The sequence below is a fragment of the Actinoplanes nipponensis genome (genome assembly GCF_016862275.1).
Classification (GTDB): Bacteria; Actinomycetota; Actinomycetes; order Mycobacteriales; family Micromonosporaceae; genus Actinoplanes; species Actinoplanes nipponensis.
Genome location: NZ_BOMQ01000012.1, coordinates 1 through 14,235 on the forward strand (window position 1 = coordinate 1; position 14,235 = coordinate 14,235).

Annotated in this window: 7 protein-coding genes; 6 read left to right on the forward strand and 1 reads right to left on the reverse strand. The window is 73.3% G+C overall.

From position 1 onward, the window contains the following. Positions 1–899: FG-GAP repeat domain-containing protein (locus Ani05nite_RS05055; RefSeq protein WP_203765589.1), on the reverse strand; the 899-nt coding region annotated here is incomplete at its 3' end. 146 nt (positions 900–1,045) lie between these two features. Between Ani05nite_RS05055 and Ani05nite_RS05060 the strand changes: the two genes are divergently transcribed. The 6 genes from Ani05nite_RS05060 (at position 1,046) to Ani05nite_RS05085 (ending at position 14,042) form a co-directional block, all read left to right on the forward strand. After that, positions 1,046–4,468 (forward strand): BTAD domain-containing putative transcriptional regulator, encoded by a 3,423-nt coding sequence (locus tag Ani05nite_RS05060; protein ID WP_203765590.1) that lies wholly within the window; start codon positions 1,046–1,048, stop codon positions 4,466–4,468. Positions 4,469–4,656: 188 nt separating this feature from the next. Then, positions 4,657–7,662 (forward strand): glycosyl hydrolase, encoded by a 3,006-nt coding sequence (locus Ani05nite_RS05065; RefSeq protein ID WP_239129313.1) that lies wholly within the window; start codon positions 4,657–4,659, stop codon positions 7,660–7,662. Between the two features lie 89 nt (positions 7,663–7,751). Further along, on the forward strand, positions 7,752–9,860 hold the full coding sequence (locus Ani05nite_RS05070; RefSeq protein ID WP_203765593.1) for an alpha-galactosidase: 2,109 nt from the start codon (positions 7,752–7,754) through the stop codon (positions 9,858–9,860). Beyond that, entirely contained in the window at positions 9,857–11,332 is a 1,476-nt protein-coding gene (locus Ani05nite_RS05075) for an alpha-amylase family glycosyl hydrolase (protein ID WP_203765594.1), read from the forward strand. The genes Ani05nite_RS05070 and Ani05nite_RS05075 overlap by 4 nt, the downstream gene beginning before the upstream one ends. Before the next feature lie 260 nt (positions 11,333–11,592). Beyond that, complete coding sequence (locus tag Ani05nite_RS05080) at positions 11,593–11,853, forward strand: hypothetical protein (protein WP_203765595.1); 261 nt, start codon at positions 11,593–11,595, stop codon at positions 11,851–11,853. A 155-nt stretch (positions 11,854–12,008) separates the two neighbouring features. Then, positions 12,009–14,042, forward strand: coding sequence for a family 43 glycosylhydrolase (locus Ani05nite_RS05085; protein WP_239129315.1), 2,034 nt, complete (start codon positions 12,009–12,011; stop codon positions 14,040–14,042). Positions 14,043–14,235: the final 193 nt, after the last annotated feature.

A 14,235-nucleotide genomic window follows, 5' to 3' on the forward strand; every position in this document is an offset into this window, starting at 1 on the left:
ACGCCGTCGTCCCGGACGTAGTTGTTGGCGTACAACCAGAGGCTGCCGTCCGGCTTGGTCGCCACCTGGTCGGCGAATCCGTCCCCGGTCACGTCGGCCACCAGGACACGGTTGAACGCGCCCCAGCCCGAACCGATCTGCCGGCCCGCGCTGTACGGCACGCCGTCGTCGCGGACGATGTTGTTGGCGTACAGCCACAGCGAGCCGTCCGGCTTGCTGCCCACGAGATCCGCGAAGCCGTCGCCGGTCACGTCGGGCACGGTGTTGCGGGTGGTGCCGTCCTCGACGATGTTGTCGTACCGGATCGGCGTGTAGGTCGCGGCGTCGCTCGACGACCAGGTGTCCTGGATGGTGCCGCGGCTGCCGGTCTGCTCCATGACCACCGGCCGGGTGTGGCCGGAGTCGGCCCACCGGACGAACAGCGCCACATGGTTGCTCACGCCGTCGTGCCGCAGCAGCGCGTCACCGGGTTGCAGGTCGGCACGCGAGATGGTGCGGGAGCGGCTGTCCAGGTTGCCGGTCCAGAAGGCGCTGCCGGCGCCGCCGAGACCCCAGGCCATCGAGACGAAGCCGGAGCAGTCGGTGCGGTAGTCGCCGTAGGTGTTGCGGTAGCAGCGACGCTGGCTGTACGGGATTCCGACGGTCAGCCAGCTGCGCGCCCGGTTCAGCACGTCCGCGCGGGTCATCGCCTTGTCCGAGCCGTTGGAGTCGCACGGCAGCGGGGTGGTCGGGACCGAGGTGACCGCGGCGCGCGCGACCACCTGGGTGCCCGGGTACGAGGTCAGCGGCGGGTCCCCGGGTACCACCGGATCGGCCGCCGTCGCGGGTGCGGCGCCGGCCAGGGCCAGCGGCAGGGCGACGGCCAGGGCCAGCCATCGCGAGAGGTGTCTGCGTTGCATCGTCGGTCTCCCCGTGGTCAATCGCGACCGTCGGCCGCGAACTGATCAGAGTCTGGGGAGTGCCGCTGACGCCGGACTGGAGGGACAACTCCCGTACCGATCCCGTACTACGCTTCCGCCGTCAGACCGAGACGACGGGGGTCGAAATGGACGGTCCGATGGGGATGAACCTCGCCCAGTTGTTGCGGAACGCCCGGCTGAGGCTCGGCCTGACCCAGCATCAGCTGGCCGCCCGGGCCGGGGTGAGCCTCGGCGCGGTGCGGGATCTGGAGCAGGGCCGCAGTGCCCGGCCCCGAACCGGCTCGGTGCGGGCGCTGGCTGACGTGCTGGGACTGAGCGACGAGCACCGCGCCCGGCTCGGCGGCCCGGCGCAGCCGCCCGCCGCGGAGCCGCCGGACGCGCCGGGGCCGGCCAGCATCGCAGTGCTCGGCCCGCTGGCGCTCACCCGGGCCGCGGCTCCCGTGCCGATGGGGGCCGGGCGCCATCGGGTGGTGCTGGCCCGGCTGGCGCTGACTCCCGGCCGCGCCGTCCGCCGGGACGAGCTCATCCGGCTCCTGTGGGGCGAGCAGGCGCCGCCTTCCGCCCACAACGTGCTCCAGACCCACGTCAGCCGGCTGCGCCGGTTGCTGCAGCCGGGCCAGGACGGCCCTCCGGTGCTGACCCTGTCGCCCGCCGGGTACCGGCTGTGGGCCGACGACGACCGGCTGGACCTGGCGGCCTTCCGGTCCCGGCTGGAGCAGGCCCGCGAGCCCGGCCTGGGCCCGCAGCGCCAGTTCGACCTGCTCGCCGACGCCCTGGATCTGTGGCAGGGCGACGATCCGGCCGAGGACGTGCCGGAGCTGCACGGCGATCCGTCGGCGGTCGCCCTGGTCGACGAGCGCGTCGACGCGGCTGTCCGGCTGGCCCGGCTCGGCGAGACCGTGCGCCGCGAGGCCGAGGTGCTGCCCCGGCTGCGCCGGCTGATCAACCGGCACCAATGGCACGAGGGCCTGCACGCGAGGCTGGTCGTCGCGCTCGCCGCCTCCGGTCAGCAGGCGGCGGCGCTCGACGTCTACGACGAGATCCGCCGCCGGCTCGGCGACGAACTGGGGGTGGATCCCGGCGACGAACTGGCCGAGGCGCGGCAGGCTGTGCTGCGACTGAGCCGCCGTGCGGGCGACCGGCCGGAGCCGGGCACCGGCCCGGCCGGCATCCCGTGGCAGGCTCCGGCCCCGCCGAGCGACTTCGTCGGCCGGAGCGCGCAGCGCCGCCGGCTGGAGCGGCTGCTGCGCTTCCCCGAGCCCGCGACGGGCGGCGCGGCGCCCAACACCGTGTGCGTGGTCTCCGGCATGGCCGGGGTCGGCAAGACCAGCCTCGCTCTGCGGGTGGCCCGCTCGGTCCGGCCCGACTTCCCGGACGGCCAGCTCCACCTCGACCTGCGCGGCGCCGACCAGCGGCCGGTCGCCACGCTGGAGGCGCTGGCCCGGCTGCTGCGCGGACTCGGCGTCGAGAGCCGCGCCGTGCCGGCCGACGTCGCCGAGGCCGCCGCAATGTACCGCACCGTCCTGGCCGATCGCCGGATGCTGGTGATCCTCGACAACGCCCGGGGCGCCGCCCAGGTTCGTCCCCTGCTGCCCGGTCCGGGCGGCAGCGCCGTCCTGGTCACCAGCCGCAACCAGTGCGCTGACCTCGAGGGCGCGGCGCTGGTCGCGGTGCCGGTGCTGACCCGCGACGAGGCGCTCGGCATGCTGGGCCGGCGCGACGGGTCCGGGGCGCGGACCGGCGACGGCGAGGCCGCGGTCGCCCTCGTCGAAGCCTGCGGCCGGTTGCCCATCGCGTTGCGGGTGGCCGCCGGCCGGCTCGTCACCCGGCCGCACTGGAGCATGCGGGACCTGCTCGACCGGCTCCTCGGCGAACAGCGCGGGCTCGCCGAGTTCAGCGTGGGCGATCTGGCCGTCACCTCGGCCTTCGAGCTGAGCTACCGGGAGCTCGGCCCGCCGGCCGCGGCGGTCTTCCGCGCGGCCGCCCTGGTCCCCGGGGCCGACTTCTCCGCGGACGCCGTCGCCGCCCTCCTCGGTGCCGAGCCGGCGCCGATCCAGGACGCGATCGACACGCTCGTCACCGAGAACCTGCTCCAGGCCGCACGCCCGGGGCGCTACCGGTACCACGATCTGCTGCGCCTGTTCGCCACGCAGACGGCCGCGGCCGAGCTCGGCGAGACGGACCGCGCCGCAGCCATCGGCCGGCTCCTCGACTGGTACCTGGCCCGGACGGCCGCGGCGATGCGCCTGGTCTACGCCGAGATGGTGCGGTTGCCGGTCGGCGCCGGCCTCGCCGCCGATGCCGGCTTCCCGGACCTTGCCGCCGCGGACGCCTGGCTCGACGACGAGCTGGGCGGCCTGGCCGCGGCGATCGACGAGGCCGCCACCGGGCCGCGGCGCGAACGGTCCTGGCAGCTCGCCGATCAGCTACGGGGCTACTTCTTCCTGCACCGGGACACCGTCACGTGGCTGCGGACCGGGCGGGCCGGCCTGGCCGCCGCGGAGGCGGCCGCCGACCGGCGGGCGCAGGCGGCGATGCACCAGACCCTCGGGCAGGCGCACTGGTCGCTCGGCCGGCATCACCGGGCGCTGGAGTCCTACCACGCCGGCGTGGCGGCGGCCCGAAGCTGCGGCTGGGTCCTCGGCGAGGCGTACCTGCTGCACAACAGCGGGCTGGTCCAGGCCGAGCTCGGGCGTCTGGACGAGGCGCGGGAGAGCTACGGGCAGGCTCTGCGGCTCGCCGACGGGCCCGAGTTCGCCCATGTCCGGGCGGCGACCCTGAACGACCTGGGCACGATGTGCGCCGAGCAGGGCCGGCTGACCGACGCCGTCGGACACTTCGAGGAGGCGCTCGCCATCAACCAGGGCGCGGCCCGGCGCCGGTCCGCGATGTCGCAACGGCTCAACCTCGGCATGGCGCTGCGCCAGCTCGAGGACTTCGAGACCGCCCGTGCGTACCTGGACACCGCCCTGAGCTACTTCCGCGAAGGCCGCGTCGCCGACGGGGAGATGTGCGCCCTCGACGAGCTGAGCCAGCTGTACGCCCAGCTCGGCGAGTGGTCGGCCGCCGTCGACGCCGGCACCGAGGCGGTGCGCCTGGCCGAGGAGTCCGACAACGCGCGCTTCACGGCGGCGCTGGCCAACACGCTGGGCTTCGCCCTGCTGGGCGCCCGAGCCGTCACGGATGCCCGGATCCGTTTCGAGCAGGCCCGCCGGCTCAGCCGGCAGCACGGCTTCCGGTACTTCGAGGCGCAGTCGGCTGTCGGCATCGCGGCCGCTCTGCTCCACGACGGCGACACCCCCGGCGCCGGCTCCGCCGCGGCGGACGCCTTGGCGACGACCCGCGCCCAGGGATACCGGACCCTGACCGGTGACGCCCTGCTCATGCTGGCCCGGGTAGCTGTCGTCCGGGAGGAGCCCGCGGCGGCCGCCGAGCACTGCCGGGGCGCCCTCGAGCAGTACGCGTCGACCGGGCTGCCGGGCAAGGTGCGGGAGGCCACCGCGCTGGCCGCGGACGTCGCCGCCCGCGCCGGCGGCGGTCGCCGGTAACGCCGTCAAGACTATTCACCGTTTCCCGGGAACGAGGGACGGAATGCCGGCCGGCGCCACTTCGAACACGCCGTTAAATAATTCGAGACATTGACGACATGGATTGGAAACATCTACCGTCCAGTCACGAGAGAGCGCTCTCACGGCCACGGGAAAAATGCTCGTACGACAGTGGAGGCGTGATGCACATGTCTGTCCGACGCGCGGCAGCCGGGAAACCCGGCCGCCCGACGTCCCGAAGCCTTACCGGCCGGACCCTGGTCCTGGCCGCGATCGCCTCCGTCACCGCCGGGCTCGCGGCGGTGGCCGTCACCACCACCGCCGAGGCGGCCACGGTCGGCGCGGGCAGCTACACCGAGACGCTGCCCGCCGGCGCCGCGCTGCCGGCCGGCTGCGGCACGCTGTCCACCAACCCCCGGCAGTTCCTGACCGCCGACGCGCCGGCCGGCCCCGTGCCGACCAACGACTGGTGGTCGTCGCTGGTGTTCAAGAAATTCGACTGCAGTTACAGCGAGAACCTGCACGCCCACCCGATCAGCTACGACACCACCGCGGGCGGGCTGGGTTTCTCCTACAACACCACGCCGCAGATCAGCGGTTCGGCCACCGGCGTCGGTGAATACCACTACGTCTACGCCGAGGACTTCACCGCCGGCGTGGCCGGGCTGAACGCGCCGAAGGTGCTCGTCGACGACTGGAGCGACTGGACGGTCACCCCGTACTGGAGCGACGGCGTGCGCACCATGCGGGCCACCATCGGGCACGGCCTGCCCTTCGCCTACTTCCAGGTCACCGGCGGCGACGCCCGGATCACCGCCAAGAGCACCCCGACGGTGTGGTCCAACAGCGGCGCGCGGATCGGCTACTCCGTCGCCGGCAAGGACTACGTGGCGTACGCCCCGACCGGCGCCACCTGGTCGGTCAGCGGCACCGTGATCAGCTCCGACCTGGCCGGCCGGGGCTACTTCTCCGTCGCCGCGCTGCCCACCACGCCGGGCACCGCCACCGCGGACAAGCTGGCCCTGGCCACTTCGTACGGCCAGTACGCGCACAACCACGTCACCGGCACCAAGCTGTCCTACTCCTACGACCAGGCGGCCGGTCGGGTCTCGACCACCTACGCGTACACCACCACGGCGCGGGAGGGCGGCGGCACCGGCACGGTCATCGCCCTGTACCCGCACCAGTGGCGGGCCCTGACCGGCGCCACCCCGATCGCGGCGACCTACGTGAGCGCTCGCGGGGCGATGAAGACGCTGGTCGGCCGGTCCTCGTACACCACCTCCGCGGTCTTCTCCGGGGTGCTGCCGGAGATCCCGGCGGTGGCCGACAGCGGCGGCGCCGACCTCGCCACGCTCAACGGCTACCTGGACCAGGTCAAGGGTGACCCGATGGACGTGCGCGGCAACGACACCTACTGGACCGGCAAGGGCCTCGGCCGCGCCGCGCGGATCGCCGAGATCGCCGACCAGGTGGGCCGCACCGACGTCCGCGACGCCGCGCTGGCCGCCGTCCGCGAGCGGCTCACCGACTGGTTCACCGCCACCGCGGGCAAGACCCAGCGGCTGTTCTACTACGACCGCAACTGGGGCACCATGATCGGCTACCCCGCGTCCTACGGCTCCGACCAGGAGCTCAACGACCACCACTTCCACTACGGGTACTTCATCGCCGCGGCGGCCACGCTGGCCAAGTTCGACCCGGCCTGGGCGTCCGGCGCCCGCTACGGCGGGATGGTGGATCTGCTGATCCGCGACGCGAACAACTACGACCGGGGCGACGCCCGGTTCCCGTACCTGCGGGACTTCGACATCTACGCCGGCCACGACTGGGCGGCCGGGCACGGCGCCTTCTTCGCCGGCAACAACCAGGAGTCCTCGTCGGAGGGCATGAACTACGCCAACGCGCTGATCCAGTGGGGGCAGGCGACCGGCAACACCGCGGTCCGCGACGCCGGCATCTTCATCTGGACCACCCAGTCCGCCGCGATCAACGAGTACTGGTTCGACGTCCACAACGAGAACTTCCCCGAGGCGTTCGGCCACGGCACGGTGGGCATGGTGTGGGGCGACGGCGGCGCGTACTCCACCTGGTTCACCGCGGCGCCCGAGATGATCCAGGGCATCAACATGCTGCCGATCACCGGCGGACATCTCTACCTCGGCAACGACCCCGCGTACGTACGGGCCAACTACGCCGAGGTGGTCCGCAACGCCGGCCACGAACCCACCGTCTGGTCGGACATCCTCTGGTCGTTCCTGGCCCTGGGCGACGGCGAGGCGGCGCTGGCCAAGTTCCGGGCGAACAGCGGCTACACCCCGGAGGAGGGCGAGAGCCGGGCGCACACCTTCCACTGGATCCGCAACCTGGCCGCGCTCGGCACCACCGACCCCGCGGTCACCGCGAACCACCCGCTGGCCCGGGTGTTCGTCAAGAACGGGGTCAGGACGTACGTGGCGTCCAACATCACCGCGAAGCCGCTGACCGTGACCTTCTCCGACGGCCGTACCCTCTCCGTGGCCGCCGGGAGGACCGCCACCGCCGGCGCCCTCACCTGGAGCGGCGGTGACGCCACCGGCGGCGGCGCCGATCCGACGCCGACCGGCACCACCCCCACCCCGACCGACCCGACCAGCAGCCCCACCCCGACGCCGACGGCCACCACCGACCCGACGCCGACCCCCACGGCCACCACCGACCCGACGCCGACCCCGACCACCCCGGGCGGCGCCCTCCGGTTCCTGCAGAGCGGGGGAGCGCTGGCCGGATCGGCGGGGACCGCCGGGACGGTGTCCGTGCCGAAGGCCACGCACGTGCCGGACGACCAGCCGCACGACCCGGTGACCTTCACCGCCACCGGCCTCACCCTGACCCACCGGGCCGGCGTGCCGACCACCTTCGACGTCGCGGTGGACGCCGGCGCCACCGTCGGCAACGCCACCCAGCTGCGGGTCTCGTACGACCTGACCGGCGACGGCAGCTTCGAGCGGGTCGAGACCTACCGCTACTTCGCCACCGACCCGGTGGCCGGCTGGGAGCGGTACCGGGAGACGGCCGGCCTGGCCGCGGCCACCGGGACGCCGGGCGACCTGGCCAACGGCACGGTCCGGGTGGAGATCTGGAACGCGATCGGCTCCGGCCCGTCCACCGTCTCGCTCGGCAGCCTGTCGACGGTGCAGCTGCCGTACCAGTGAGCTGACCGCACCGCCGACGACCGAGCAGCGCCGCGTGGCCCGATGCCGCGCGGCGCTGCCCGGCGGCGCGGCGGCCTACGATCACTGTCATGACGGGGGCCCAGCCGGGAGCCGTCCGGCACGACGCCGGCACGGGCACCTGGATCCTGTACGGGCGCAGCACGGCCTACGCGCTGCGCCTGGCCGCCGGCAGCGTCTGGCACGTCTGGTGGGGTCCGGCCCTGACGCCGGAGCAGGTGGCCGAGTTGCCGCTGCCCCGGCGTGACCACGACGACGTCCTCGGCGAGGAGCTGCCCGGCGAGGGCGGGGAACGGTTCGGCCCGCCGTCGGTGCAGGTGTCCTTCGCCGACGGCACCCGGGCCGTCGAATGGGTGCCCGCCGGCCATCACATCGACGGCGGCCACCTGTGCGTCGCCCTGGCCGACCGGCACTACCCGCTGCGGCTGGAGCTGCACTACCGGGTGCGCCCCGACACGGACGTGATCGAACGGTGGACGCGCGTGCACCACACCGGCGGGGCGGAACCCGTCTCGGTGACCACCCTGGACGCCGCGAGCTGGACCCTGCCCGCCCACCACGTCCACCGGCTCAGTCACGTCGGCGGCGAGACCACAGTGGAGTTCCAGCTGCAGCGCACCGTCCTGCGCACCGGGGAGTTCACGCTGACGAGCCGGCGCGGGGTGACCCGGCACGAGGTCAACCCGTGGCTGATGGTGGATCAGGGCGACGCCACCGAGGAGCACGGCCGGGTGTGGTCGGTCGCCCTGGCCTGGAGCGGCAGCTGGCGGATCACCACCAGGCGGACCCTGGCGGGCAACGTGACCGTCAGCGGCGGCCCCGGCCACGGCGGTCCGCCCTGGCTTCTGCGGCCCGGCGAGACCGGCGAGACCCCCGTCTTCGCGGGCCTGTACAGCGACGGCGGGTTCGGCGCGGCCAGCCGGCAGTGGCACGCGTACATCCGCGGGCACGTGCTGCCCGCGGCCGACGAGGTCCGGCCGGTGCTCTACAACTCCTGGGAGGCGTGCGGCTTCGCCGTCGACGAGCCGGGCCAGCGCGCGCTGGCCGGGATCGCCGCCGGGCTGGGCGTGGAGCTGTACGTGGTCGACGACGGCTGGTTCGGCGCCCGGACCGACGACCGGGCCGGGCTCGGTGACTGGTGGCCGAACCCGGCCCGGTTCCCCGACGGGCTCGGCCCGCTCATCGCCGAGGTGCACCGGCTCGGCATGCGGTTCGGGCTGTGGGTGGAACCGGAGATGGTCAACCCGGACAGCGAGCTGTATCGCCGCCGTCCCGACTGGGTGCTGCACATGGACCACCGCCGCCGCACCGAGATCCGGCACCAGCTGGTGCTGAACCTGGCCGATCCCGAGGTCGCGGAGTGGACGCACGCCTGGCTCGACCGGCTGCTCACCGACCACGAGATCGACTACCTCAAGTGGGACTCGAACCGCGCCTTCACCGAGGCCGGCTGGCCGGGCGCCGCCGACCCCGGGCGCCTGCTCCTGGACCACACCCGCAATCTGTACGCCATCATCGACCGGCTGCGCGCCGCTCACCCGCGGCTGCGGATCGAGGCCTGCGCGAGCGGCGGGGGACGCGTCGACCTGGGCATGCTCGGCCGGGCCGACCAGACCTGGCCGTCCGACAACACCGACCCGGTGGACCGCATCGCCATCCAGGAGGGCTACGGGCAGATCTACCCGCCGGCCACCATGGGCGCGTGCGCCGGCGACAGCCCGAACGTGGTCACCGGCCGGGCCGCCTCGCTGCGCTTCCGGCTCCACGTCGCCATGGCCGGCGTCCTGGGGCTCAGCGGCGACCTGCGGGCCTGGCCGGAAGCCGAGCGGCGCGAGGCGGCCGACCTGCTGGCCGCGTACCGCCGGATCCGCCCCGTCGTCCAGCACGGCGACCTGTACCGGCTGCGGCCCGCGGCGCTGGACCGGGCGACGGTGGTGCAGTACGTCGGTGCGGACGCCGGCGAGACCGTCGTGCTGGCCTGGCGGGCCGTCACCCGGCCGCGGGAGGTCGACGTCCCGCTGGTGCGCCTGCGCGGGCTGGACCCGTCGGCCCGCTACCGCGACGTGGAGCGGGGCGTGCTCGTCGACGGGGCGGTCCTGATGCACGCCGGGCTGGATCTCGCGCTGCCCCCCGGCGACCAGGCCAGCGTCCTGTGGCACCTGCGCCGCGTGCGCCGATGACCTCGCCGGCCCCCGCGCGCCGGGTCCGCAACCAGGTGCAGCTGATCGCCTACGCCGACCGGCTCGGCGGTTCGCTGCCGGCGCTCGGCCGCCTGCTGGCCGGGCCGCTCGCCGGCCTGTTCGGCGGGGTGCACGTGCTGCCGTTCTTCGACCCGTACGACGGGGCGGACGCCGGCTTCGACCCCGTCGACCATCTGGCCGTGGACCCCCGGCTCGGCGACTGGGCGGACATCCGGCGGCTCGGCCGCGGGCTGGACGTCGTGGCCGATCTGATCGTCAACCACGTGTCCGACCGGTCCCGGGAGTTCCGCGACGTGGTCGAGCGGGGTGACCGGTCCCCGTACGCCCCCATGTTCCTCACCTACGACCGGGTCTTCCCCGGCGGAGCGACCGAGCGGGACCTGGTCCGCATCACCCGTCCGCGCCCCGGCCTGCCGTTCACCCCGATGGTCCTGGGCGGGCGCCGGCGGCTGGTGTGGACCACGTTCACCGGTCATCAGGTGGACCTCGACGTCAGCCACCCCACCGCCCGGCGTCATCTCGACGAGGTGCTCCGGCGCCTGGCCGGCAACGGCGTGGCGATGGTCCGGCTCGACGCGGTCGGCTACGCGGTCAAGACGGCCGGCACCTCCTGCTTCCTGACCCCGGAGACCATGGCGTTCCTCGACGAGATCGCCGGGCGGGCGCGCGAGCTGGGGCTCGAGGTCCTGGCCGAGGTGCACGCCCACCGGCGGTTCGCGCTGGCGGCCGCCCACCGGGTGGACCGGGTCTACGACTTCGTGTCCGCCCCGCTGCTGCTGCACGCCCTGTTCACCGGTGACGCCGCCCCGCTGCGCGAGTGGCTGGGCCGCCGTCCCGGCAACTGCGTCACCGTGCTCGACACGCACGACGGCATCAGCCTGGTCGACGCCGGCCCGGGACCGGAGCGGGGGGACTCCGGGCTGCTGTCGGCGCGCCAGGTGGCGGCGCTGGTGCAGACGATCGACCGGAACAGCGGGGGCACGAGCCGGGTCAGCACCGGGCCGGGCGGCGGGCCGTACCAGATCAGCTGCACCGCCTACGACGCGGTCGGCCGCGACGACCGGCGCTATCTGCTGGCCCGCCTGGTGCAGCTGTTCCTGCCCGGCCTGCCGCAGGTCTACTACGTCGGCCTGCTCGCCGGCGGCAACGACCCCGGTGCGCTCCCGGCCGGGGACGCCCGGGAGATCAACCGGCGCCGGTACGCCGAAGCCGAGGTCGCCGAGGCGCTGCGCCGGCCGGTCGTGCGGGGCCTGACCCGGCTGATCCGGCTCCGCACCACGCACCCGGCGTTCGGCGGCGACTTCACCGTGGGCGAGGCCCTGGCGGGGGAGCTGCGCATGGCGTGGCGGGCCGCGGACGCCCGGGCCGAGCTGTGGGTCCGCTTCTCCGCCGGCGCCTACCGGCTGACCCTGAGCGGTCACGGCGCCGCCGAGGTCCTGACCGACAGCTGACGCCGCGCTCGATCCGGGAAACCGGAGGGTGGCGAGCCGCCGGAAACCGAGCACAATGTCCGGTCCTCGCCGGCAGAAGGGCCGGATCACGGCATGACCCCGCGGCGAAGGGTGCCGTAACGGTTTTCCGGTCTCTTTAGCAAGAATTGTTGGGGCCCGGATTCATGGTCAGGAAATGCTGGCGTAATGGCGGTGACATAGCTAGGGTTCGATCTGGAAGCGCTCCCATGGAATGGTGTCGCTCGCATAGTCAGCACATCGTGGAGGACGCCATGGCGAGTGCCGGAGGGAATCGGCGACGGGCCGGGCGATGGCGCGCCGGCCCGGTGACGGTCACCCCCCTGGTCGCGCAGGCGGGTTCGACCCTTGCCGCGGAGGCGGGCCACACCTCCCGCAATGTCGGCATCGGCGGCACCGGGCCGGTCACCGGCATCGTGCTCATCAAGGCCCGGCGCGATCTGGCCGACGGGCGCACCGATATCGGCCGGGCACACCTCCGCGGCGACCCGGCGGCCGGCTGACGGCACCACCCTCCCGATTCATCCGGGGCAGACGTCTTCCCGAAATTGTGAACGTTAACTATCAGCTCGATCCGACGGCGAGGAGCGGCAAAGTGAGCGCACGCGGCACATTCCCGGCAAGGCTCCGGCGACGCGGGTATGCGGCGGTCGCCGCTGTGCTCGCGCTGGTCACCGGGGTGGCGGTCACCGTCTTCGCCGCCCCGGCGGCGTCGGCCGCCACGGTCGACCCGAACGCCTGGTACGTGTTGGTCAACCGCAACAGTGGCAAGGCGCTGGACGTCTACAACCTGGCGACCACCGACGGCGCACGGATCACGCAGTGGACCCGTAACGACGGCAGTCAGCAGCAGTGGCAGTTCGTCGACTCCGGTGGCGGCTTCTACCGGCTCAGGTCGCGGTTGTCCGGCAAGGTGCTGGACGTGGCCAACCGGTCCACCGCGGACGGCGGTGCGGTCGTGCAGTGGACCGACAACAACGCGGTGAACCAGCAGTTCAGCATCCAGGACATCGAAGGCTACGTGCAGCTGATCAACCGCAACAGCGGCAAGGCGGTGGAGGTGCAGGGCGCCTCGACGGCCGACGGCGGCAACATCGTGCAGTACAGCGACTGGAACGGCGCCAACCAGCAGTGGCAACTCGTCCCGGTCGGCTCCGGAACGCCCCCGACCGGACCCACCACGCCGCCGGCCGGCGGGAGCTTCACCAATCCGGTGGTGTGGCAGGACTTCGCCGACGGCGACATCATCCGGGTCGGTGACGCCTACTACTACTCGGCGTCGACGATGCACTACTCGCCCGGCGCGCCCATCCTGCGCTCCTACGACCTGGTGAACTGGGAGTTCGCCGGGCATTCGGTGCCGCGCCTGGACTTCGACTCGGGCGCCTACGACCTCAGCGGCGGACGGGCGTACGTCAAGGGCATCTGGGCCTCGGCGTTCAACTACCGGCCCGGCAACAGCACCTACTACTGGCTGGGCTGCACCGAGTTCAACCGCACGTACGTCTACACCTCCGCCTCGGTGGACAGCGGCTGGTCGAAGAAGGCCCGGATCAACAAGTGCTACTACGACGCCGGTCTGCTGTTCGACAACGACACCCCGTACGTCGCGTACGGCAACGGCACGATCAGCGTCGCCCAGCTCTCGGCCGACCTGACCGCCGAGGTGCGGTCACAGACCGTCTACCAGACCCCGTCGAGCATCGGCACCCTCGAGGGCTCGCGCATGTACAAGCGCGGCAACTACTACTACATCTGGCTGACCCGTCCCGCCAACGGCCAGTACGTGCTCCGCTCGACCAGCCCCTGGGGTCCGTACGAGCAGCGCCAGGTCCTGCTCAACCTGCCCGGCCCGATCAGCGGCGGCGGCGTCCCGCATCAGGGCGGCCTGGTCCAGACCCAGGGCGGCGACTGGTGGTACATGGCCTTCACCGACGCCTACCCCGGCGGCCGCATGCCCACGCTGGCCCCGATCACCTGGAGCGGCGACGGCTGGCCGGTCCTGCAGACCGTGAACGGCCGCTGGGGCGCCACCTACCCCCGGCCCGCCATCAGCACGAGCAGGACCGTGCAGCCGATGACCGGTCCGGACACCTTCACCGGCAGCACCCTGGCGCCCCGCTGGGAGTGGAACCACAACCCCGACACCAGCAGGTACAGCGTCGGCAACGGCCTGCGGCTGTCCACCGCCACCGTCACCAACGACCTCTACAACGCCCGCAACACCCTGACCCACCGCATCCAGGGCCCGGCCTCCACCGCCACGATCCAGCTCGACTACTCGGCCATGGCCAACGGCGACCGCGCCGGGCTGGCCATGCTCCGCGACCAGTCGGCCTGGATCGGCATCCGCAAGGACAACGGCGCCACCCGGGTCTCCATGACCAACGGGCTGAGCATGTCCACCTCCGGCTGGGCCACCACCGGCACCGGCGCCGAGCAGGCCGGCGCGACCGTGACCGGCGGCCGGATCTGGCTGCGCGCCACCGCCTCCATCCAACCGGGGGCCGGGCGCACCGCCACGTTCTCCTACAGCACCGACGGCACGACCTTCAGCAACCTCGGCCCGGCGTTCACCCTCACCAACGACTGGCAGTTCTTCATGGGCTACCGCTTCGGCATCTTCAACTACGCCACGCAGGCCCTGGGCGGAGCCGTCACCGTCAACCGGTTCGACCTGACCGCCCCGTGACCCCCTTCCCCCTCCCGAAAGCAGCAGCGCAGATGATCACCTCCGTTCCGCCCGGCCGCCGGTCACGAACGACCCGCCGGTGGAAGGCGCTCGTCGCCGCGGCGGCCGCCACGATGCTCGCCGGCACGATGCTCGCCCTCGCGGGCTCGGCCGACGCCGCCACCACCCTGGGCGCCTCCGCGGCGGCCAAGGG